General features: G+C 60.0%; 27 protein-coding genes. 9 read left to right on the top strand and 18 right to left on the bottom strand.

Annotated features, from left to right (window positions below):
* Positions 1–167: 167 nt before the first annotated feature.
* Complete coding sequence (locus ACIPQ1_RS09280; protein ID WP_002554837.1) at positions 168–377, bottom strand: cold-shock protein; 210 nt, start codon at positions 375–377, stop codon at positions 168–170.
* 354 nt (positions 378–731) lie between these two features.
* Between ACIPQ1_RS09280 and dcd the strand changes: the two genes are divergently transcribed.
* Together dcd and ACIPQ1_RS09270 are read left to right on the top strand one after the other, a co-directional pair.
* The gene (dcd, locus tag ACIPQ1_RS09275; protein WP_003184751.1) at positions 732–1,298 is read left to right on the top strand and encodes a dCTP deaminase; all 567 of its coding nucleotides are present in this window, start codon (positions 732–734) and stop codon (positions 1,296–1,298) included.
* Between the two features lie 102 nt (positions 1,299–1,400).
* Positions 1,401–1,607, top strand: coding sequence for a hypothetical protein (locus ACIPQ1_RS09270; RefSeq protein WP_041022879.1), 207 nt, complete (start codon positions 1,401–1,403; stop codon positions 1,605–1,607).
* A gap of 34 nt (positions 1,608–1,641) precedes the next feature.
* Here ACIPQ1_RS09270 and pdeM read toward each other — a convergent pair whose 3' ends face one another.
* From pdeM to ACIPQ1_RS09190, 16 genes are all read right to left on the bottom strand, one after another.
* The gene (pdeM, locus tag ACIPQ1_RS09265; RefSeq protein WP_411386656.1) at positions 1,642–2,298 is read right to left on the bottom strand and encodes a ligase-associated DNA damage response endonuclease PdeM; all 657 of its coding nucleotides are present in this window, start codon (positions 2,296–2,298) and stop codon (positions 1,642–1,644) included.
* A complete protein-coding gene (locus ACIPQ1_RS09260; protein ID WP_411386657.1) occupies positions 2,298–4,784 on the bottom strand; it encodes a ligase-associated DNA damage response DEXH box helicase in 2,487 nt (828 codons plus the stop codon). The genes pdeM and ACIPQ1_RS09260 overlap by 1 nt, the downstream gene beginning before the upstream one ends.
* A 299-nt stretch (positions 4,785–5,083) precedes the next feature.
* Complete coding sequence (locus tag ACIPQ1_RS09255) at positions 5,084–5,848, bottom strand: ABC transporter ATP-binding protein (RefSeq protein ID WP_186708405.1); 765 nt, start codon at positions 5,846–5,848, stop codon at positions 5,084–5,086.
* Positions 5,849–5,861: 13 nt separating this feature from the next.
* Positions 5,862–6,980: a succinylglutamate desuccinylase/aspartoacylase family protein gene (locus ACIPQ1_RS09250; RefSeq protein ID WP_411386658.1), complete on the bottom strand. Its 1,119-nt coding sequence runs from the start codon at positions 6,978–6,980 to the stop codon at positions 5,862–5,864.
* 27 nt (positions 6,981–7,007) lie between these two features.
* Positions 7,008–7,718 (bottom strand): ABC transporter permease, encoded by a 711-nt coding sequence (locus ACIPQ1_RS09245; protein ID WP_053118991.1) that lies wholly within the window; start codon positions 7,716–7,718, stop codon positions 7,008–7,010.
* Positions 7,715–8,443: an ABC transporter permease gene (locus ACIPQ1_RS09240; RefSeq protein WP_053118993.1), complete on the bottom strand. Its 729-nt coding sequence runs from the start codon at positions 8,441–8,443 to the stop codon at positions 7,715–7,717. The genes ACIPQ1_RS09245 and ACIPQ1_RS09240 overlap by 4 nt, the downstream gene beginning before the upstream one ends.
* A gap of 57 nt (positions 8,444–8,500) precedes the next feature.
* Positions 8,501–9,283, bottom strand: coding sequence for a transporter substrate-binding domain-containing protein (locus ACIPQ1_RS09235; protein ID WP_186730446.1), 783 nt, complete (start codon positions 9,281–9,283; stop codon positions 8,501–8,503).
* Between the two features lie 346 nt (positions 9,284–9,629).
* On the bottom strand, positions 9,630–11,318 hold the full coding sequence (locus ACIPQ1_RS09230; RefSeq protein ID WP_411386659.1) for an ATP-dependent DNA ligase: 1,689 nt from the start codon (positions 11,316–11,318) through the stop codon (positions 9,630–9,632).
* Positions 11,315–12,346 carry a ligase-associated DNA damage response exonuclease gene (locus ACIPQ1_RS09225; RefSeq protein ID WP_411386660.1) on the bottom strand — a complete coding sequence of 344 codons (1,032 nt, stop codon included), beginning with the start codon at positions 12,344–12,346 and terminating at the stop codon, positions 11,315–11,317. Before ACIPQ1_RS09225 ends, ACIPQ1_RS09230 begins: the two co-directional genes overlap by 4 nt.
* Before the next feature lie 204 nt (positions 12,347–12,550).
* Positions 12,551–12,913: a Mor transcription activator family protein gene (locus ACIPQ1_RS09220; RefSeq protein WP_446533994.1), complete on the bottom strand. Its 363-nt coding sequence runs from the start codon at positions 12,911–12,913 to the stop codon at positions 12,551–12,553.
* Between the two features lie 31 nt (positions 12,914–12,944).
* Positions 12,945–13,265 (bottom strand): hypothetical protein, encoded by a 321-nt coding sequence (locus ACIPQ1_RS09215; RefSeq protein ID WP_446533993.1) that lies wholly within the window; start codon positions 13,263–13,265, stop codon positions 12,945–12,947.
* Position 13,266: 1 nt separating this feature from the next.
* On the bottom strand, positions 13,267–14,448 hold the full coding sequence (locus tag ACIPQ1_RS09210; RefSeq protein WP_446533992.1) for an ExeA family protein: 1,182 nt from the start codon (positions 14,446–14,448) through the stop codon (positions 13,267–13,269).
* On the bottom strand, positions 14,448–16,202 hold the full coding sequence (locus tag ACIPQ1_RS09205) for an integrase (RefSeq protein ID WP_446533991.1): 1,755 nt from the start codon (positions 16,200–16,202) through the stop codon (positions 14,448–14,450). The genes ACIPQ1_RS09210 and ACIPQ1_RS09205 overlap by 1 nt, the downstream gene beginning before the upstream one ends.
* A 3-nt stretch (positions 16,203–16,205) precedes the next feature.
* Positions 16,206–17,132: a hypothetical protein gene (locus ACIPQ1_RS09200; protein WP_446533990.1), complete on the bottom strand. Its 927-nt coding sequence runs from the start codon at positions 17,130–17,132 to the stop codon at positions 16,206–16,208.
* A 10-nt stretch (positions 17,133–17,142) separates the two neighbouring features.
* Positions 17,143–17,445 (bottom strand): helix-turn-helix domain-containing protein, encoded by a 303-nt coding sequence (locus tag ACIPQ1_RS09195; RefSeq protein WP_186642575.1) that lies wholly within the window; start codon positions 17,443–17,445, stop codon positions 17,143–17,145.
* Positions 17,446–17,662: 217 nt separating this feature from the next.
* Positions 17,663–17,899, bottom strand: coding sequence for a DNA-binding protein (locus ACIPQ1_RS09190; RefSeq protein ID WP_204126644.1), 237 nt, complete (start codon positions 17,897–17,899; stop codon positions 17,663–17,665).
* Positions 17,900–17,997: 98 nt separating this feature from the next.
* On the opposite strand from ACIPQ1_RS09190, the gene ACIPQ1_RS09185 reads away from it, so the two are divergent.
* From ACIPQ1_RS09185 to ACIPQ1_RS09165, 5 genes are all read left to right on the top strand, one after another.
* Complete coding sequence (locus tag ACIPQ1_RS09185) at positions 17,998–18,441, top strand: helix-turn-helix domain-containing protein (RefSeq protein ID WP_446533989.1); 444 nt, start codon at positions 17,998–18,000, stop codon at positions 18,439–18,441.
* A gap of 16 nt (positions 18,442–18,457) precedes the next feature.
* A complete protein-coding gene (locus ACIPQ1_RS09180; RefSeq protein WP_446533988.1) occupies positions 18,458–18,943 on the top strand; it encodes a hypothetical protein in 486 nt (161 codons plus the stop codon).
* Positions 18,944–19,020: 77 nt separating this feature from the next.
* Positions 19,021–19,620, top strand: coding sequence for a hypothetical protein (locus tag ACIPQ1_RS09175; protein WP_446533987.1), 600 nt, complete (start codon positions 19,021–19,023; stop codon positions 19,618–19,620).
* A gap of 194 nt (positions 19,621–19,814) precedes the next feature.
* Positions 19,815–20,162: a hypothetical protein gene (locus tag ACIPQ1_RS09170; RefSeq protein ID WP_446533986.1), complete on the top strand. Its 348-nt coding sequence runs from the start codon at positions 19,815–19,817 to the stop codon at positions 20,160–20,162.
* A gap of 53 nt (positions 20,163–20,215) precedes the next feature.
* A complete protein-coding gene (locus ACIPQ1_RS09165) occupies positions 20,216–20,602 on the top strand; it encodes a Rap1a/Tai family immunity protein (RefSeq protein WP_446533985.1) in 387 nt (128 codons plus the stop codon).
* 73 nt (positions 20,603–20,675) lie between these two features.
* On the opposite strand, the gene ACIPQ1_RS09160 is transcribed toward ACIPQ1_RS09165, so the two are convergent.
* Positions 20,676–21,278 carry a hypothetical protein gene (locus ACIPQ1_RS09160; protein ID WP_446533984.1) on the bottom strand — a complete coding sequence of 201 codons (603 nt, stop codon included), beginning with the start codon at positions 21,276–21,278 and terminating at the stop codon, positions 20,676–20,678.
* 234 nt (positions 21,279–21,512) lie between these two features.
* On the opposite strand from ACIPQ1_RS09160, the gene ACIPQ1_RS09155 reads away from it, so the two are divergent.
* Both ACIPQ1_RS09155 and ACIPQ1_RS09150 read left to right on the top strand, forming a co-directional pair.
* The gene (locus tag ACIPQ1_RS09155; RefSeq protein WP_446533983.1) at positions 21,513–22,013 is read left to right on the top strand and encodes a structural protein; all 501 of its coding nucleotides are present in this window, start codon (positions 21,513–21,515) and stop codon (positions 22,011–22,013) included.
* Positions 22,010–22,216 (top strand): DUF7940 domain-containing protein, encoded by a 207-nt coding sequence (locus ACIPQ1_RS09150; protein WP_446533982.1) that lies wholly within the window; start codon positions 22,010–22,012, stop codon positions 22,214–22,216. Before ACIPQ1_RS09155 ends, ACIPQ1_RS09150 begins: the two co-directional genes overlap by 4 nt.
* Positions 22,217–22,219 lie beyond the last annotated feature (3 nt).

Genomic DNA, 22,219 nt, shown 5'->3' with positions numbered 1-22,219 from the left:
GGTCTCTTTCGTTCTTGCTCTGGGGGTGTTTAATCAGAAAAAATTTTCACTGACCCACCGCTATCGCGAGAACGCTCGCTCCCACAGTTTTTTTGTGCCTGCAAAACACACAGGCACAAAAAAGCCCCGCTTTTGAGGGCGGGGCCTTTTACTAAAGCAAGGACAAGTTAGATAACTTGAACTTCTTCAGCTTGCATGCCTTTCTGACCGCGGGTAGCGATGAAAGAAACCTGTTGGCCTTCTTTCAGGCTTTTGAAGCCGTCGGATTGGATAGCTTTGAAGTGAACGAACAGGTCGTCACCGGATTGTGGGGTGATGAAGCCGAAGCCTTTTTCATCGTTGAACCACTTAACGGTACCGGTTTGGCGATTAGACATGGTGTAACTCCTTGAACAAAGATAACTGCGACTCAGGAAGAACCCTGGCCGAGACTGAGTGCAAAGAGCAGGAAAAATTCTTGTAGATGGTTGGATCGAAATTCAACATATCGTGTAGAGATTCTCAGTGACACAAGCAACACAGTGGCGCCACCTTAACCCTTTTTCCAGAATGTGCCAATGGTCTTTGCGAAGGTTTCTCTTATTTGGTGACTGACGGCGCGGGCGATGGCCGGCAGGACCCGGAAATCAAGGTGGATCGGCGAGATTTGCGTGACGCGCTTTGAACCCTGCCCCGCGCCCCGGTAAGATGCCGGACGTATTTTTTCCACCTCGCTATTTCAGGAAACCGCCATGAGCATCAAATCGGACAAGTGGATTCGCCGCATGGCGCAAGAGCACGGCATGATCGAGCCCTTCGTCGAGCGCCAGATGCGTGGCGAAGGCGCCGACCGGCTGATCTCCTTCGGCGTCTCCAGCTACGGCTACGACGTGCGCTGCGCCGACGAATTCAAGGTGTTCACCAACATCAACTCGGCCACGGTCGACCCGAAGAACTTCGACGAGAAGAGCTTTGTCGACGTCAAGAGCGACGTGTGCATCATCCCGCCGAACTCCTTCGCCCTGGCCCGCACCGTCGAGTACTTCCGCATTCCGCGCAATGTGCTGACCATCTGCCTGGGCAAAAGCACCTATGCCCGTTGCGGCATCATCGTCAACGTCACGCCGCTGGAACCCGAGTGGGAAGGCCACGTGACCCTGGAGTTCTCCAATACCACGACCCTGCCGGCGAAAATCTACGCCAACGAAGGCGTGGCGCAGATGCTGTTCCTTGAATCCGACGAAGAATGCGAAGTGTCCTACAAGGACCGTGGCGGCAAGTACCAGGGCCAGCGCGGCGTGACCCTGCCGCGTACCTGAATCTGACGAGCTGTTGGAATTCCTGGGCGGGCAGACACTCTATGGGGTGTACTGCCCGTTTTTTTGCGTCAGCGCAGCGGGCCCTCGCTCAGGAGTTGCTCTATGAAGATCGATCCGCGAATCAGTGCCGAACTGGCAAGGCTTGAGCCCAATCAGATCGGTGTCATGGCTTGGTCATTGCTGGCCCATCCTGCCGAAGCGGCGGGCGGCATCCCCGGCCAGCCCGATCCCGATACGCCTAACGAACAGCCTACCGAACCTGGCGAACCCACCCTGCCGGACGAGCCGCCTCCTGCGCCTGTTGCCTGATGAAACGATGGCCTGCCAGCGATGGCGAAGGGCTTCAACTGACAGGCCATATTTCGTTATCGCCAATGACAAAAATCCTGCAATCGCTGTCCTGATCGACTCGATAGCCGCCCGTGAACGCACCGAAGGCCGGTAGCAGGCTGATCTCGCTACCCAGGCGGAAACAGGCCAGGCGCAGCCGTTGTCGACCTTTGCCGCTCAGGTGATAGACCGGGTGTACGTGACCGGCCAGCACATGGCGGCTGGCGTGCGGGGTGGGCTCGTGTTGCACGGCGAACGGGCCCAGCAGCAGCGGCTCCGGTACGACGCGAATATTCAGCTCCGGCGGTGGGTCGCCGGCGCGCTTGTCATGGTTGCCACGAATCAGCGTCATGGCCAGGTGCGAATGTCGCGCACGCCAATCGGAAAGGGCTTTCAGGGTGCCGGGCGCGTGAGAACCCGGGCCGTGGAGAAAATCCCCGAGGAAAATCAGCTGTCGACACGGCAGGCTGGCCAGTAACCCATCCAGCACCGCGATGTTGCTGGCGGTGGTGCCGTGGGGCACCGGTTGTCCGAGGCTGCGATAGGCGGCGGCCTTGCCAAAATGAACGTCAGCCACCATCAAGGTTTCCTGGGCGGGCCAGTACAGGGCTTTTTCCGGAAGCAGCCAGAGTTCTTCCCCAGCGAGGTTGACGGGATAAGGCGCGGGCATCAGGCGTCACCGCGATCGGCTGTCTTTTCCAACTCGTTGACCATCCGCCGGATGCGGTCGGCGAGTTTTTCCGAGCTCATGCTTTCCCGGAACCGCTCCACCAGCAGCGGGAAGCCGAGCGGGGTGGGGCGCTTGATCCTGTGCAGGTCCAGCTTCAAGGTGTTGAGGCGTTGCAAAGTCTGCTCCAAACGATTGATATCCAATTCCTCACGCAAGACTTCCTCCCCGGCCTGGGCCAGCAAGAGATTGTCGGCGTCGTATTGCTTGAACACTTGGAAGAACAACCCGCTGGAGGCCTGGACTTGCCGGGTGCTTTTTGGCGCACCGGGGTAGCCGGCGAAGACCAGCCCGGCGATCCGGGCGATTTCGCGAAAGCGCCTGAGGGCCAGTTCCCCAGCGTTCAAGCTTGCAAGCACGTCGGCCAGCAGGTGATCGACGCTCAGCAGGCCCGGGGTCAGGTGGTGCGACCAATCCACCGCCGTGGCGCTGAGCAGTTCCAGGCCGTAGTCGTTGACCGCAATGGAAAACGTCACCGGCTGTAGCCGACTGACGCGCCAGGCCAGCAGGCTGGCCAGGCCCAGATGAACCTGGCGCCCGGCAAACGGATAGAGGAACAGGTGCCAGCCTTCCCGGGACTTGAGAGATTCGGCCAGCAGGGTGTGCTGCGTGGGCAAACCGGACCAGCGTTGCTGGGTCGTCAGCAAGGGCTGCACGGCCTGCATCTCCGGCCCCTCGAAGCGACCGGCGGCGGCTTCGCTCAAACGGGCCACGACGGCGGCCGCCAGTTCGCTGGAGAGTGGCATGCGCCCACCGTTCCAACGTGGCACGGCGGCCTTTTTGGCCTGGCTGCGTCGCACGTAGGCGGTCATGTCTTCGACCCGGACCAATTCCAGCAGCCGCCCGGCGAACAGGAAACCGTCACCGGGGCGCAGGCGAGCGATGAAACCTTCCTCGACGCTGCCCAGGGTCTTGCCGCCGCCGCCCTTGCTCCAGAACTTCAATTGCAGGCTGGCATCGCTGACGATGGTGCCGATGCTCATGCGGTGGCGCCGGGCCAGGCGCGCATCGGGGACTCGCCAGATCCCGTGTTCGTCCGGCTCGACCCGTCGGTAATCGGGGTAGGCGGTCAGTGACAAACCGCCATGGCGTACAAAGGCCAGGGCCCAGGCCCATTCGGCCGGGTTGAGGTCGCGATAGGCCCAGGCCCCCCGCACCTCCGCGAACAGCTCGTCGGGAACGAAGCCGCCGCCCAGGGCCATGCTCACCAGATGCTGCACCAGGACATCCAGCGGTTTGTGGGGTGACAGGCGAGGTTCGATGCGCCGTTGGGCCACCGCGTCCTGGGCGGCAGCGGCCTCGATCAATTCCAGGCTGTGGGTCGGCACCAGCGTCACCCGTGAGGTCCGCCCCGGTGCGTGGCCGGAGCGCCCGGCTCGCTGCATCAGCCGCGCCACACCCTTGGCCGAGCCGATCTGCAGCACCCGTTCCACCGGCAGGAAATCCACCCCCAGGTCCAGGCTCGACGTGCAGACCACCGCTTTGAGCTGGCCGTCCTTCAACGCACGCTCCACCCAATCCCGGGTGTCGCGGGACAGCGAGCTATGGTGCAGGGCGATCAGCCCGGCCCAGTCGGGCCTTGCTTCAAGGATGGCCTGATACCAGATTTCCGACTGCGCCCGGGTATTGGTGAAGACCAGGCAACTGCGACTGGCGTCGATTTCGGCAACGACCTGGGGCAGCATCTTCAGGCCGATGTGCCCAGCCCATGGGAAACGTTCGAGGGCCGGAGGCAGCAGCGTGTCGACCTGCAGCGCCTTGCCGTTGGCGCCCTGCACGCTGGCGCCGTTGCCTTGCGGGATCAACACCTGCTCGGCGTGGGCCTGGTTGCCCAGGGTTGCGGACACGCCCCAAACGACGAGTTCGGGGTGCCAGTGCCGCAAGCGCGCCAGGGCCAGTTGCAGTTGCACGCCCCGTTTGTTGCCGAGCAACTCGTGCCATTCATCCACGACCACCATGCGCAGGGTCGAGACGGCGGCGTGCGCGTCGGCTCGGGCGAGCATCAGGGTCAGGCTTTCGGGCGTGGTGATCAGCGCGGTGGGCAGGCGCCGGCCCTGGCGGGCGCGTTCACTGGGGCTGGTGTCGCCGGTGCGCAGGCCGACACTCCACGGCAGTTGCAGGTCTGCCAGGGGCGCTTCCAGGGCTTTGCCGGTGTCGGCCGCCAAGGCGCGCATCGGCGTGATCCACAGGACTGTCAGCGGTTCGGCCGGCGGCTTGCGTTTGCGCGGTGTGTCCGGCAGCGGTGTCGGGCGGGCGAAACGGTTGAGGGCGGCAAACCACACGGCGTAGGTCTTGCCGGCACCGGTGCTGGCATGCAACAGCCCGGATTCCCCACGCTTGACCGCGGCCCATACCTGCTTTTGAAAGGCGAATGGCTTCCAGCCGCGGGCATCGAACCACTGTTTCGCGAAATTGTTGGATGTCGCCATGCCTGCCGCGTGCGCCCTGAAGGTCTTCTTCCAGTGACCACGGCGAGATGTGAAAGGTTTTATCCAGGACATCGGGGCAAGCGTGCTTTTGTGGCGAGGGAGCTTGCTCCCGCTGGACTCTGTAGGAGCTGGCGAAGCCTGTGATCTTTTGATTTTGATCTTTCGCTTGGAACTCAAATGTCTTGGGAAAGATCGCAGCCTCGTTGCACTCGTCAGCTCCTACAGGGCAACCCAGCGGGAGCAAGCTCCCTCGCCACAAAGGCAGCGCCTGGCGCCTCCTTGTCAGGGGAGGCCGAGGTTTATTTCAGGTTGCCACTGAGAAACTGCTTGAGCCGTTCGCTGGTGGGATTGCCCAGCACGTCTTCCGGCGCGCCTTCCTCTTCGACCAGGCCCTGGTGCAGGAACAGCACCTGGTTCGAGACCTTGCGGGCGAAGCTCATTTCGTGGGTCACCATGATCATGGTCCGGCCTTCTTCAGCCAGGCCCTGGATCACTTTCAGCACTTCGCCCACCAACTCCGGGTCCAGTGCCGAGGTGGGTTCGTCGAACAGCATCACCTCCGGCTCCATTGCCAGCGCACGGGCAATGGCCACCCGCTGTTGCTGGCCGCCGGAGAGGAACGCCGGGTACTGCTCGGCGACCCGCGCCGGCAGGCCGACCTTGTCGAGGTAACGTCGGGCACGGTCGTCGGCTTCCTGCTTGCTCACCCCCAGCACCCGGCGCGGTGCCATGGTGATGTTTTCCAGCACGGTCATGTGGCTCCACAGGTTGAAGTGCTGGAACACCATGGCCAGGCGCGTGCGGATACGTTGCAGTTCGTCGGCGTCGGCCACGTGCATGCCGTGGCGGTCCTTGATCATCTGGATCGACTGACCGTCCAGGGTCATGGCGCCATCGTTGGGTTGTTCCAGGAAATTGATGCAGCGCAGGAAGGTACTCTTGCCCGAGCCGCTGGCGCCGATGAGACTGATGACGTCGCCGGTCTTGGCCTTGAGCGAAACGCCCTTGAGCACTTCATGTTCGCCATAGCTTTTATGCAGGCCTTCGATGGTCAGTTTGTACATGGAGCATGCATCCTCAAGGCGAAAGTAGGTAGCCGCTGCGGTAGGCCTCGGTGCCGGCGACATGGGCGATCACCATGCCGGCCGTGGCCATGCGGCGCAGCGAACGGGCGTACAGCAGCCCGGCGTTACGGCAATGGACGGGGGTGACGGTATCGTTGACCGGGTCGATGATTTCCGCGATCAGTTGACCCGCCTCCAGGTACTCACCGGGCAAGGCGCTGTAGACCAGCAACCCGCCCACGGGTGTCGCCACCGGCTCGACCGCGGCCAGCGGCGTGGCCGGGTAGGGCAGCTCGGGCATGGGCATCGGTTCGCCGTCGATGGCGCCGAAGCGGATCATGTACTCGATCAAGGCCTGGCAATCGAGGCTCGCCAAGCCGTGGTTGACGTCGCCCTGGCCGCGCAACTCCACGGTGACCGAAAAGCTGCCCAGGGGAATCTCGAAGCGGTCGCCGAAGCGTTCCTTGAGCTGCCACCAGAGCAGGGTGAAGCACTCATCGAACGACTGGCCGCCCGAATCGGTTGCCAGCAGGCTGGCTTCGGCACCGATGTAGCGGGCCAGCGGCTCGACCTGGGGCCAGGCTTCGGGCGTGGTGTAGAGGTGGGCCACGGCTTCGAAGTCGCAATGCAGGTCCAGCACCATGTCGGCGTCGCAGGCCAGTCGCTGCAGGGCCAGGCGCAGGGATTGCAATTGCGTGCCTGGGGTTTGCCGGGCGAGGGCATCGCGCAAGCTGGTGCGGATCAGCATCAGGTTGTGCTGCGGATCGTCGGTGAGCAGGTCCTGGATCTCGTTGCCGATCTCCTCGCTCAGGTCGACGAAGCGGCGGTTGAAGTTCTGCCCGCTCTCGGTTTCGTAGCGGCCCAGGGGCACGTCCATCAGCACTTGTTCGAGGCCGATGGGGTTGGCGACGGGCACCAGCACGATCTCGTGCCGCAGGTGGCCCGACGCCTCGAGCTCGGCCAGGCGTTGCTTGAGATGCCAGGCGACCAGCATGCCCGGCAGTTCATCGGCGTGCAGGGACGCTTGGATGTAGATTTTGCCGACGGCTTTTTCCGGGCCGAAGTGGAAGCTGTGGATCTTGCGTGCGGTCCCCGGTACCGGGGCCAGCAGGTCATGGATCTGATGGCGCATGTGCGTGTGTGTCCTGGAACAAAAGCCTTAGTGGGTCGGCCCGAGGAAGGCCAGCCATCGGCGTTCGGCGAGGCGGAAGAGGCCTACCAGCGCAAAGGTGACGGTCAGGTAGATCAACGCGGCGATCCCGAACGACTGGAACGTCAGGAACGTCGCCGAGTTGGCATCCCGGGCGACTTTCAGCACGTCTGGAACGGTAGCGGTGAACGCCACGGTCGTCGAGTGCAGCATCAAGATGACTTCGTTGCTGTAGTACGGCAGCGAGCGGCGCAGGGCCGACGGCATGATCACGTAGGCATACAGTTTCCAACCGGTCAGGCCATAGGCCTTGGCCGCTTCCACTTCGCCGTGGTTCATGCTGCGAATCGCCCCGGCGAAAATTTCCGTGGTGTAGGCGCAGGTGTTCAAGGCGAAGGCCAGGATCGTGCAGTTCATCGCGTCGCGAAAGAAGCTGTCGAGCATGGGTTGGGCGCGCACCGCCTCGATGCTGTAGATGCCGGTGTAGCAGATCAGCAGTTGGATATAGAGCGGCGTGCCCCGGAACAGGTAGGTGTAGAACTGCACGGGCCAGCGGACGTAGAACTTGGGGGAAACCCGGGCGATGGACAGCGGGATCGACACCACGAAGCCGATCAGCAGCGAGGCGCTAAGCAGCCATAGGGTCATCGCCAGGCCGGTGATATTGACGCCATCGCTGTAGAGAAACGGCCGCCAGTATTCTTGCAGGAGTTCGATCATCGCACCGCCTCCCGGGCTCCGGCGGCGTAGCGGCGTTCAAGCCAGCGCAGGATGAAGTTGGACGCGCTGGTGATCAGCAGGTAGATCAATGCCGCCAGCACCAGGAAGTAAAACAGCTGGTAGGTGCTCTTGCCCGCGTCCTGGGCCGCCTTGACCAGGTCGGCCAGGCCGATGATCGACACCAGCGCGGTGGCCTTGAGCATCACCATCCAGTTGTTGCCGATGCCCGGCAAGGCAAAGCGCATCATTTGTGGAAAGACGACGTAGCGAAAGCGCTGGCCACGCTTGAGGCCATAAGCCGTGGCGGCTTCGACCTGGCCGCGGGGGACCGCGAGGATCGCGCCGCGAAAGGTTTCGGTGAAGTACGCGCCATAGATGAAGCCGAGGGTAATCACCCCGGCGCCGAATGGGTTGATCTCGATGTATTCCCATTCCATGAAGTCGGTAAACGAGGTCAGCCAGGTTTGCAGGCTGTAGAAGATCAGCAGCATCAGCACCAGGTCCGGCACGCCGCGGATCAGCGTGGTGTAGAGCTGGGCGGGGATTCGCAGCAGTTTGACGCGGGACAGCTTGGCGCTGGCGCCCAGCAGGCCGAGCAGGACGCTCAGCAACAAGGACAGGGCCGACAGCTTGATGGTCATCCAGGTGCCTTGCATCAGCAGCGGGCCAAAGCCCTGCAGGCTGAAGGCCGAGAGCCCCAGACTTTGTAGGAATTGTTCGAACATGGACGTTGCCTTTGGCAGAAAAAAGACGCCCACCCGAGATCGGGTGGGCGCCGCGCATTATTTGCCGCTGTACAGATTCAGATCGCCAAAGTGTTTTTTCTGGATCTCGGCGTATTTGCCGTCGTCGTGTAACGCTTTGATACCTTTATCCAAAAGGGCCTTCAGCTCTTTGTTACCTTTCTTGATACCGATGGCGGTCTTGGATGGCAGCAGTTCGCTGTCCACTGGCTTGCTGACTTCGTAGCCTTCACCTTTTGGCGACTTCAGGAACCCCAGCTCAGCTTGGAGCATGTCCTGGATCGCGGCGTCGAGGCGGCCCGAGGTCAGGTCGGCGTAGACCTGGTCCTGGTTCTGATAGGCCTGGGTCTTGACGCCGGCCTTGTCCAGCACGGCCTTGGCGTAGGCTTCCTGGATGGTACCTTGCTCGTAGCCGACGGTCTTGCCTTTGAGCGAGGCAACGTCTTCGCTCAGGCCCGAGCCCTTCTTGAAGACATAGGCCGTTGGGCCGGAGAACAGCTCGCTGGAGAAGTCGATAGCCTTTTCACGGGCCGGGGTCACGGTCATGGAGGAGATCACGCCGTCGAATTTATTGGCCTTCAAGCCCGGGATCATGCCGTCGAAATCGCTTTCGACCCATTTGCATTTGACCTTCAGTTCTTCGCAGATCGCATTGCCCAGGTCGATGTCGAAACCCACCAGGCTGCCGTCGGCGGCCTTGGACTCGAACGGAGCGTAGGAAGGGTCGACACCAAAACGCAGTTCCTTGTATTCCTTGGCCGTGGCAACGCCAGCGGCCATGCACAACGCCAGTGCAGAAAGGGTCAGCAGTGCTTTTTTCATTATTGAGTCCCTAAAACCAATTTGAGCGCTTGTGGCGCGTAAGATTGTTACCGGTGAAGGTCTGAACGGTATGACGGCATAAAGGTAGCAATTTCCGCACCATAGTGCCGAACAGGTGTTTTAAAAGCACGGGTGGCGGAAGACGGAACGCGATGGTGCGCGAGGCTGAGCGTACATCAAAAAGCGCACCGGGATGGAGCGTGCTGTTCGTTGGCCCCGCGCTTTTGTGGCGAGGGAGCTTGCTCCCGCTGGAGGCGCAGCCTCCCCTTGCGGTGTGACATACAGAACCAGAGGGCCGCTTCGCGCCCCAGCGGTAGCAAGCTCCCTCGCCACAGAGGGAGCGGTGTTATTTCAGGAGGTCCTGGAGCGTTGCCAATGTGTCGGCTTCGTCGACGCTCTTGTCCTGGCGCCAGCGCAGCATCCGCGGAAAACGCACGGCGATCCCGCTCTTGTGGCGCTTGGACAGGGCGATCCCCTCGAAGCCCAGTTCGAACACCAGGGTGGGCGTGACGCTGCTCACCGGGCCGAACTTTTCCACGGTGGTCTTGCGCACGATGCTGTCGACCTGGCGCATCTCGGCATCGGTCAGGCCCGAATAAGCCTTGGCGAACGGCACGAGGGTGCGTTCGCGACTGCCCGGCGGGTTGTCCCACACGGCGAAGGTGTAGTCGCTGTACAGGCTGGCGCGCCGACCGTGGCCGCGCTGGGCGTAGATCAGCACCGCGTCGACGCTGAACGGGTCGATCTTCCATTTCCACCACACGCCCATGTCCTTGGTCCGGCCAACGCCGTACAGCGCGTTGCGGGCCTTGAGCATCATCCCTTCGACACCGAGGCTGCGAGAGGCTTCGCGCTGCCGGGCGAGGTCGAGCCAGTCCTGGCCGGTGACGATGGGTGAGGGCAACAACACCGGGCTGTGGATACGGGCGATCAGCGCCTCCAGTTGTTCGCGCCGCTCGGCTTGGGGGCGGCTGCGCCAGTCCTCGCCTTGCCATTCCAGCAGGTCGTAGGCCATCACCACCACGGGGGCGTCGTCGAGGATTTTCTTGCCCAGGGTCTTGCGCCCGATGCGCTGCTGCAACAGGGCGAAGGGCTGCACTGCCGGTTGCAGCGGTGCGTCGGGGTCGAAGGCGTCCTCGGTGACTGACTGCGGGGCTTTCCAAACCACGATTTCACCATCGATCACCGTGCCGTCAGGCAGCGCCTGGGCCAATGAGTGCAATTCCGGAAAACGTTCAGTGACCAAGTCCTCGCCTCGGGACCAGACCCACAAATGGTCGTCGCGCTTGATCACCTGGGCGCGGATTCCATCCCATTTCCACTCCACCTGCCAGTCACTGGCGGGCCCCAGCAACGCGTCGAATTGCTCCACGGGCGCGGACAACCCATGGGCCAGGAAAAACGGATAAGGCTGGCCGCCGCGCTGGGCATGTTCATCGTCGGATTCGGCTGCGATCAGCTTGAGGTAGCTGGCCGCCGTGGGGCGATGGGACAGATCGGTGTAGCCCACCAGTCGCTGGGCCACCCGTTTGCTGTCCAGCCCGGCCATGCTCGCCAGGGCCCGGGTCACCAGGAGCTTGGACACGCCGACGCGGAAACTGCCGGTGATGAGTTTGATGCAGAGCATCAGGCTCGCTCGGTCGAGCTGCGCCCATAGCGCCGGAAGCCGTTCAGCCAGGACTTCAGGCGATTCACCGCGCAACGGCAGCAGTTTCTCCTCGACCCACAGCGCCAGGCCTTCATCGGAGCTGTGGGGCGATTCAGGCAAGACTAACGAAATGGTTTCGGCCAGGTCGCCCACGGCCTGATAACTTTCCTCGAACAGCCAGAGCGACAACCCGCAGACCTGGGCCGCCAAATCCCGGAGGATTTTTACCGGCACCAACTGCCGCGGACGCCCACCGGAGAGGAAATACACGGCCCAGGCGGCATCTTCCGGCGGTGCCTTGCTGAAGTAATCTTGCATGGCGGCAAGCTTGGCGTTGCTGGACGTGGTGGCGTCCAGTTCGGCGTACAGCTCGGCGAAGGCTTTCATGACGCCGCCTCGCCGCTCTCGACCGCCGTGGCGAGGTCTTCCTCATCGTCGCCGTACTCCGTGGTGAACCCCTGGGCGTCGAGGCCTTGCTCGCAGAGGTGGCGCACCAACACGGCGACCGACCCGTGGGTGACCATGACCCGCTCGGCGCCGGTCTGTTCAATGGCCCAGAGCAGGCCAGGCCAGTCGGCGTGATCGGACAGCACGAAACCCCGGTCCACGCCGCGTCGCCGACGCGTACCGCGCAGGCGCATCCAGCCACTGGCGAAGGCGTCGCTGTAGTCGCCGAAGCGGCGCATCCAGCTGCTGCCACCGGCAGAGGGCGGGGCGATGACCAGCGCCTGGCCCATGATTGGATCGTTCTTTTTGAAATCGCCGGCGTAGAGCGTCGGTGGCAAGTGAACGCCTGCCTCGCGATAGACCCGGTTCAGCGGTTCCACCGCGCCGTGGGCGAGGATCGGTCCGAGGCTTTCATCGATACCGTGAAGAATCCGCTGGGCCTTGCCGAAGGAATAACAGAACAACACGCTGGCCCGGCCGGCGGCAATGTTTGCGCGCCACCACTGGTTGATCTCCTCGAAGACCTGCGCCTGGGGTTGCCAACGATAGATCGGCAGGCCGAAGGTCGATTCGGTGATGAAGGTATGGCACTTCACCGGTTCGAACGGCGCGCAGGTGCCGTCAGGCTCGACTTTGTAGTCCCCCGACGCCACCCAGACCTCGCCTTGGTACTCCAGCCGCACCTGGGCCGAGCCCAGGACGTGGCCGGCGGGGTGGAAACTCAAGGTTACGCCGTGGTGTTGCAGGCGTTCGCCGTAGGGCAGGGTTTGCAGGTTGATGTCCTGGCCCAGGCGGGAACGCAGAATGCCTTCGCCAGGTGCCGCCGCCAGGTAGTGTTGGTTGCCGCTGCGGGCATGGTCGCCGTGGGCGTGGGTGATGACCGAGCGTTCCACCGCGCGCCACGGGTCGATGTAGAAATCCCCGGGCGGGCAGTACAAGCCTTCGGGGCGGGCAATGACAAGATCCATGCAGTCACCGGAGCGATGGGCTTGTCAGGTAGAGGCGAGGGCGGGGGGAGAAGTTCTATCGGGTTTTCGGGGTGGATGGTGTTCAGGGTTGAGATAAATCCTACCGCATAAGCGAGATAAATCCGGGCTATTCCGGGCTAGGCTGGCACAAACTGGGACAGCCTATGCAATACCGTTGCAACCAGTGCAATGAAAACGCCCCGCTCAGTCATCGACTGGCGGGGCGAACATATCGACCTGGCGACGCGCAATTTCATCCTTTCGAACCGCCTTAACGATCTTATAGATCCACTGAAGCGATACCCCCCACTTGCGCGCCAGGTCGCTTTGATTGGTGCCGTTGAACTCCTCGTAGATCTGCCGATCCCGCCGGCTCAGCTTGCCCGCCAGCCCCATGGGAAAATAGACATTCTGCCCACCCCAATGCGCTGCCATCCGATCGGCGACCTCAGTGGCCACATGGCGAGCGGCCTCATCATCCATCGACACCAACTCGCCAAGCGCAGCCGCAACGTGTTCGGTCAGATCAACGAGCAGTTCCGGCCCCTTGCTTCGGAAGTCACTCATACATCAGTCACCGCAGCATCTAGGGCCAGATTCATTGATCCTGCTCCTTCACTGGCGTGAACCAAGCCACATCAACACCCCGAACTGTCACGATGTTACAAGTCAACGGCCCCGCGACTGAATAGCGAATCCCCCTCAGCTGAGATCCAAATCGGCGCATAAACAGCCCAAGACTGTCCTGCTCGATAAAGATCCTATTGTCCAAGAACACCAAAAGCATGATCGAGACCCCAGCTTCACGGATGTCACGAGTCAACTCATTGAAGGCGGCCAGTTGCGCCGGAAACGCCTCCGTCAAAATACTCAACGGCTTGACCGGCGCCGCATCCCTTACCAGATCCAGAGAATCCATCTCAAACCCCCTTAACAACATCGGCGGTCACCTTAGGCACCCCCAACTGAGCAGCCAAGTTCATCGCCGCAATCACCAAATTGCCAATCGCCAATGGATAAAGCAGCGAAACAGTCCCATCACGCCCCCCATAGCGAGTAGGCTGAGACAACCGCGCCGCAATCGCCTCAATGGCACCGTCATCAATGACGTCCCCCAGCACCTTGCCCACCCGATCAAAGCGGAACGTCAAAAACTCCCCCAAACGCGAATGCACTACCGGCATCAACTTGACCCGCTCACAACGCTGCACCACCTCACGCACATCCGCGTTGCGCTCACTCAACTTCACCCCAAGCTCAGGCTGACCGATCATGATGATGCTCACCAACTTAGTGAACCCGATCTCCAACTCCAGGATGCGCTTAAGGTGCTTCAACGTCGGAACCGGCAAACTGTGCGCCTCCTCAAGTACCAGGCAATGGCGATACCCAGCCGCATGCGACTCCTTCAACGCCTTATGGACCTGAGCGAAACGCGCCTCAGGGCTACTTTTGGGCTTCGACAACGGCGCAACAGCCGCCATCATCGACTCGGCGATATGCGTGCTCTTCAACGACTTGCCCTTAGCGTCGTTATCCTCGGAAGCCAACACATACGGTTCAATGATCATCACCGGATCATTGTTCTCGGCAATGCGGTTCACCAGATCCCGGCGAAGCGTACTTTTGCCGGCCCCCGATTCCCCCTCAACCGCCAGAAACCCACCGTGCCGGGCCGTCTGATACATCGCCTCACGCACATAACGAATCTCCGGGCTCACCCACATATCCTGCGCACACTGCAACTCATCAAACGGATCACGAAACAAACCAAACGCCTTGCGAGTGGCTGGCTGCAGTACTTGTTTGGGCAATAACATCGATTCCTCCTCCCCGGACGCCCCCTTCACAAGGGCCGAACCTGCCGTATTGGCATACGGCCGATCCACTTCATCAAAAGCGTTACCAATAGCGGCATCATTGACGCCGGACTCCGCCAAGAACCCCCGAATGCGTCCCCGCAAAACCTCACCGTCAAGACGGCGAGGCCAAAGGTTGTGGTTCACCAACTGCGCAATTGTTGCGCAACTCAAGTTCAGCGAATGAGCCAACGCCGCCTGAGGTCGGCCCACATCCTGCAAAATCCTTTTCAGCTTCAACATCACTCAACTCCAATCGAATGGCGCATGACCTCAGCGGGCCGTTTCAACTCAGCCTCAACCGCCTCAATCTGTTCTTGGGGAACACCCTCTGGAAACCGCGTCAGCAACCAACCAAACGTCTGAGCCGACCAAAGATTGCCCAAACGCGGACGCAGAAGCTTCGCCGCCTCAACATGACTCAGCGGGGCAATCTCAACAGTGGGAGCATTAAAATCCAGATGCGTACCACGCCGCGGCAGATAAGCCGGCAGCACGGTGTCATTGACGTGCTTATGTGGATCGATCAGCCCACCAAACGGCACGGCCTTCGATTTGCGGGCGGCCTGCGCATCGGCCTGATTGCTCGTCCCCGTCGCAATCTGCTCCAACACCTTGCGCGACACCTGGGCCGGCGTCTCAGCGTGGCGCTTATACCGCTCACCGAGCATCGCAGACGACTCGGCAAACCCGAACGCATCCACCCCAACGCGCTCAATCACGTGATAGCACTCACGCCCATCATCGCCCACCAGCACCGCAATCGCCGAGTCCTTATCGCGCCAGCAATTGCGAGTGATCAGCAACTGATCACCCACCATCACATCCGGCACTGAACTCACATCAAACTGCGAGCCGCGAAACGAAACCCTCAGCAAATTGCTCACCTTGCGGTTTTCCGGCGTACTCACCGCCAGTTCGCGGCACACCTCAACGCTTGGTGCCAGGCGCAACTGCTCCGGCTTAATCAACTGCCAAACGCCATACCGGGTACGCCGCGTGCGGGTATGAATCGACGTCCCATTGAAATACCGCATCCACTGACCGGCCCACGCATTGATCTGCTCCAGACTCGTGGCGGCCTGAAACTTCAGAGCGCTCTCAAACTCACGCTCAACAATATTGTGGGCCTGCTCAACCTGGCCCTTGGCCCGCGCATTACCGGGCCTATGAATCATCAAATCAACCGACAGAACACGGCAAAGATTGCGAAAAATACCACTCGTCATCGCCGCCCCAGGGTCCGTCATCAACACCCAAGGCACCCCATGAAAAGGGTCCGACTCACTGCGCTTCTGCATTGCATTAATCAACACACTGCACAGATTCTCAGCCGACTCCGCCCCCAACACATACTCCACATACAGCGTGCCGCTCGTATGATCGGTAATCACATACCGCCACAGCCGCTGGCGTTCGATCTTCTTCAGGTTCGCGGGCTTGCCGTCATAGAACTCGGCCTTGTTCATCACCCGAGCACCATCATCGGCCAGATAAAACTGCGTCGATATCGAGGCATCAATCTGCCAAACATGATTGGGATGCTGACTCGCCAACGACACCGCCGGGGCGTCCTGCAAAAGCTGTTCGGGATGCAACTTATAAGCGCGCAACGCCCGGCTAATCGCACTGCGACTCAAAGGTCGAAACTCGCCCGTAGCCTCATCCAACCTGCCAGCCATCACCAAGTTATTGCTGCGCAGGCGCTCGACGGCTCGCTCAATCGTCGACAACTGCTTATTGTTCGCCCGGATCGATTCCAACAACACCGCCGAAATCAACCGCGCTTCCTCAAGCGGCAACGCACTGCAACCTGCATCACTGCGCCGCTTACGCGGCTTCGCCAAACGCACCGCCTTCAACTGGCGTTGCAGGGTAGAAATCGACACCCCTAAAGCCAGCGCCCCAGCTTCGTAAATAGCCGTACGCTCACCGTGCATAGCCGCATCAGCGCGCCGTGCGACCTGCATCAACTGCTCAATGTGTACTGGATTCATCAATCAGGCCTCCGCAGGCGTCATCCACGCCACGCCATTCGCCTGATTTGGCAAGTTGAACTCGCTGCGAACCGCCCCCAGCGTAATCTCCAACTGCCGAATCAAACCGGCCCTAAAGACACGGTGGTCCTCGCCACCGACAGCCAACGCCTCCAGCTTCGCAAACCCCTCGCGTAGCGGCCCCAACACACTGGCCTCGGCCTCATAAGCGATCGCCGATACCTCCGCACGCAAAGCCTTCGCCGCCTCATCGGCAGGCATCGCCTGAATCCGCTTGCGAGCCAGCTCCAACTCCCGCCGAGCCTTATCCAACTCACCAGTCTTCCTCGCCATCACCTCGCTTTGCGCGGCGTAATCAGCCTTCGCCTCATCAAGTCGCCGGCCCAGCGTCTCTTTCTCCTTGATGTGCTTGGCAATCATCTCCTCAGCCAGATCAACAAACGCCTCCTTATCGCCGGCTTTCGCCACCTCAACCAGCGCCGCCTGCTGGTCCTGCGGCAATCGCCGATACTGGCGCAACTCCCGGTAACCAATCCCCATCCGCGACATCGAATCCAGCGCCTCCTCACCGAAGGCCCGCAGGTTCGCAATATCCCGATCCACCTGATCAACCGAGCGTCCCAGCAACCCACAAAACTCATCCCACGTACCGCTCAACGTTCCCGCACCGTGCGGACTTTTGCGCCCGGCCAAGCCTCGATACAGCTTGTTCTCCTTCACAAACGCCAACTTCGACGTCCGCACCGTGCGGGAAAACGCCTCAAACACCCCGGCCATTTGCGTCTGGCCCAGCAACTGATTCACCGTGTCGCACTCTTCACTGTGCGAGGCCAACAGCGCAGCCATCGCATTCTGATCAGCCGTCAACATCACCCCATCCAACACAGGCAACGCCAGCGCCTCCGCGGGTATGCTCTTGCTCCGTGCCATACAACCCTCCTTAAACAATCGACCCAGCGGCAATCCGCTGATTGATTTCCTGCATACGGCCCGTCAAACGGGCCATGTGCTCGGCATGCGCCTGCGCGATCTGCAACACACCCACCGAGTGGGCAAAGCGGCCGTTATCCAGCTTCACCGCCAAGCCTTCCTCAATCAGCGTTTGCATCGCTCGCGTGATATTGCTGGGACTGTCCTGCGTCAGATGGGCCAACTCCGCATTACTCAACCCCGTCACCGTGTGGCCCTTCAACGCCTTCAGCGCACGCAAAACACGTGCGGCCGCCGACACTGAGCGATTCATAACCTCGCCTCCGGCATAAACAATTCAGGTAAATTGACGACATCAACCCCCTTGGCTCCGACTCGCGGTGGGGTCCGGTAGGTGTTGAAAACAACGAAAAAGGTGTGAATTCGTGGCTTTTTTGTAGGAAGTTTCTTTTTTTGCTCTGCGTACCCACGCGGCCTAGGTTTTAAAGCGGTAGATTCCAAATTACCGATATGATTTTTCATCACGAGCCTCACGCCACAAAACGGTTGAGCTCAAGGGCCGCTGCCGGATCAGTACAAATTTCTCCGGCCTTAAGACCCAACTTGATCGCGATCTGATGGGCCTGACCTCGTACACACTTTTTGCGCCCACCCAACACCTCGAACACCAGGTTGGGTGAGAAACGATTTGCGATTGCCCATTGGGTAATCGAGATACCTTTGGCCTTAAGCTCAGCTCGGGCCTGATCTGCTGTACGTAGCTCCATGGGTTCACTCCGGGGGGCTAATGGCGCCACTTGGGTGCCGACTAAGTTGCCGTTCGTGGTCGGACGGTGTGAATTGATATTGGAACCAATCGGTTCCCATGAAAAGGCTTTTTGGCAACCGAATGGTTTCTTTTTGTGAGCGGCTGCGCGCCGAACGAACGCGACTTGGCCTCAACCAGACCGACTTCGCGGCACTGGCCGGCGTGACAAAAAAAACGCAGATGCTCTACGAAGCAGGCGAACGTGTACCCGACGCCAACTACCTAGCTGCCATCACCGAAGCCGGTGCCGATACGTACTTCATCATCACCGGGCAAAAAATCGACGCCACGCCGCCCGCCACGCCCTGGACGCCCGTCGATGGCGAAAAGCTCTGCCGAATCATCGAAATGCTAGAGGCCGCCGCCAAACAAGCCGGTCGGCGCTGGCCGGCCAAAAAATTGGCCGAAGTGGCCGCCGAGATCTACAACGCGCTGGGTGAAGATCAAGGGTTTGATCAACCACGCGTTGAGCGAATATTGAAGTTGGTAGTGAATCGCTAAATAGCAAAGGAGTTCTATGCGAAGAGAGGACGAGGCCCTGGTTAACAATCTGTCAGCCAGGCTTTCTGAGGAAATCGAAAATCTCCCCAGGGATGGAAAAAATCGCGAACTCACCATCAAGATCAAGGGCAACCGGGGGCACATCAACCTCGGCCATCAAATCTTTGACATAAAGACCGCCAAAGCGCCCCCGCCAGAAGGCAGTGACCGCGCACGAGAGTGTCCGCAATGTCACCACTGCACCTGGCGCTACACGCAACTGTGCATGCACTGCGACTACAACCTGCACCGCCACGACAAAGTTGCTGAGCAGGAAAAAGAACGGGCACGCCAAGAGCGCCACAATCTCAAGGTGCTGAAAATTGCAGTCTGCTGCGCGGGCATTACCGCGCTGAGCGTTATCGTCATGGAATTCCTGCCCGAAACGCCAGAAGCCTTGGCCCTAGGCCTGACAGGCGTCCTTGGTTTCCTCACACTCATGATCATGAGGTCACACAAATAGAACGCTGGTGGACAGCACTGTAGTTGCCAGCTTTTAACGGTCAGGGACGACCAACGACACTTTAAAAGGAGGTTTCAATGACCGAGAAAAAACGCAGCACGCCTTGGAATGATCGGCCAACCGCCGAAAAAATTGCACTGATCGTCGGCTGGTTAATCATCGCAAGCCTCATGGCTTACGCATTCCTGCCGAACAAACCCGAACCGGGCGCGCCCTCATTAGGCAGCGAATCTGAAGCGCTTCCCTCCGCAGCCCAACACAACCGCGCCAGTGCACAGGCCTTGAGCAGTGCAACCCGCTTCCTATCGCAACTGGATAGCGCAATGGCCGAAGGTATGTACATATTGAAGGCCAACCAGCTACCTGAACTGGCCGCCCACAGCCAACTATTCAAATCATTGCTTGAAGAGGGCTACGCGCAATTTGGCCGCTCCGTATTTCAACCCTTGGGTCGGTGCAGCTCGGCGGCTGTCTTTGCCAACAGCTGGTGGCAGGCCCAAGTGACTGCCGTTCACCAAGGAGGTACTGAGACGATTCCCGGCGCGATCCAAAGCCACTTGGATGAGTACACACTCAACCGAGCTGACTGCCTGCAAAGCGCGGCCCCCTCAGCCGACACCGCTACGTCAACCATCGAAAAAACACGACCGATTGGTCAGCGCACTTATCAGCGATGACCTGCTGAGAGCAACGCGTCGATGCAGGTGGCGACAAGCAGAAATCGCCAAAAGCTGCCTGTTGATGGAATAATGGCAAATAGATGGCTATGCTTACTTGACTGCCGGAGGATGACCTCGACTTCAATAATCGCCACGCCAAGCCTAAGTGGCAGGTGCGAATTGCAATTTTCAACCCTAATCAAGATCGGCCGATGCAAAACACTTTGAAAACTTTGGCTTACTTACCGATGCTTTGGGCCACATTAGCCAGCGCAACGTCACCATGCACAGGTGATGGGTGCGTCGACGAAGCATCGGCTTCCCTTATTGCACCCTATGATTTTTTCGAAGCCAAGTGCTCTTCGGTGAATCCTGGTATGCGGGAGCGATACTCTGCGGTGGCCGCCCACCTCCTACAGGATGCGGACGCAGACACCCTCAAAAACTTGCGGGCTTCGCAAGCCTACGCTCGTGTATTCGCCAAGATAGAGTCGAAGGCGAACTCATTAAGCTCAGATGAGCTTGGCAATGCTTGTGAGAATTTTTCGAAAGAAAACTAAGGCCCAGAAAAAAAGAGCAAAAAACGAATCCAACCAGAACAATGAGCATCGATATGTCGAAACAGCTATTCACGTTCCTTCTTATGGGAACCCTGTCTACCTCTGCTCTAGCCCTCCAAGAGCCCGCACAGCAGACGCTCAAGTACGATGGCAATGAACTACTTCGCGCATGCCACGAGTGGAGCAATTCGGATGCATCCCGAAGAGACCCGTTCCGGGCCGGCTACTGCGTTGGTACCATACTTAGCGCGAAGAGCACGATATCCGCTTTGCAACAGGCTCAATTGATGAAGCCATTCGTGTGCGTTCCCAAGGGTATTATTAACAGCGAGTTGATTAAGTTGGTGATGCTGCGCCTGGAAGACGATGAGCAGTTGCGCCAGATGAATCAAAACGTGGCTGTCGCCAGTGCGCTATCGGATGCCTACCCTTGCCGATAGGACAGCGCCCTTTGGGGGGGCATGATTTGCCCTGGCATCCCACATGTGAGGGCGCAGCCCTACCTGTTTTGTCTCACTCATAATTTGCGGGAGCGGCTTCCAGATATGCGTGAAGTTGCGACAAGAATATGCAGTGGCCCTTGATTTTAGCCAGCTCCGTCATCAGCAGATCAATCCGGAAAATCATCAGCTTCGCGTTGCCACCTTCCGGCGCAATACCATCGCGCTTTTTTGCGTCTGTCGCGCTTCTTGAGAGAGCCACCAGATGCTTCCCATCCGAGTACCGGTGAACGACCCAGTGAGAGAATGTGTGTCGGAACACTCTGTGCATCTCAAACGTCTCCACCGCGGAGATGATGCCGGCCTTGTCAATATTCAGGGCGGTCTCATGAGCTTCTTTTTTTGTGTGGATCAGGACGTCGGTATCGTTCAGTGAGTATGCCGAATCACTTGAAGTACCAAGCCGACGCTCTTGAAGCATAGCGATGAGCCCACGGCACAATGCGTCTGCCACGCAGTACATCTGGATAAGTTCGCCGATCAGGGCGAGATCCTCCTTGCCGACACCCAACAGGAGTCGTGGCAACTCACGAGTACCTTCAGCGCCCTCCAGTAGACGCATAATCTCGCGCGTCTCTTCATCGACCGATCCAACCATTGAATTGTCAGCTTCCATTTTTTTGACCTCGTGATGCCGGAGCTAGCGGATAGACCTAGGCGGCTGTTGTGCAATGGCTACGTACTCGGGTGCTGGTTTGCAGCTTACCTCAACAGAATCTCTTTGTTGTCTGTTCGGTTAACCATCTCCTTAAACCCGATTAAAAGCCCCTCCAGCCCACGCCGCCCACCATAGCGGCGTCAGCACATCCAGCGTCCCACCCCAGGGGCGCCACGACTGGAGGCAACCCCCATGCGACCCGAACACCCCCGCGGCATCCGCAACTACAACCCCGGCAACATCCGCCACACCCAAGGCATCCGCTGGCAAGGCACAGCCCCCAACCAGACCGACAGCCAATACGTCCAATTCATCAACCCACGCTGGGGCATCCGCGCCATCGCCCGCGTCCTCATCACCTACCAAGACAAACGCCGCGCCGCCGACGGCAGCCCCATCGACACCGTGCGCGAAATCATCGAACGCTGGGCACCTCCCACAGAAAACAACACCGACGCCTACGTCATCAGCGTCGCGCGCGCCCTAGGCTTAGACCCCGACGTAGCCAGCGTCGACGTCTACGACTTCGAAATCATGCGCGCCCTGGTCACCGTCATCATCCGCCACGAAAACGGCGCGGGTCCCTTACCAGGCGGCCGCTGGTACGGTGACACCATCATCGCCGACGGCCTATTACTGGCAGGCATTGAGCGCGGTATTGCCCACGGCCAGTTCAAAGGGCCGACAGCATGAGACTGATCACCGACTGGCGCCACAGCTACAAGCTCTACAGCCTCCAAATCAGCTTGGTCATCGCCCTGGTAGCGTTCGCCCAACTGGACCTATTGCCGCTCTGGCAACCCCAGCTCTCACCCAACGCCTACGCCACCCTCAACAGCGCACTGGCCATCCTCCTGTTCGTCGCACGCCTAATCAAACAAAGCCCAGGGCGCTAAGCC

The sequence above is a fragment of the Pseudomonas sp. LARHCG127 genome, from assembly GCF_052871455.1.
This window is presented reverse-complemented; position numbering and strand designations above follow the sequence as displayed.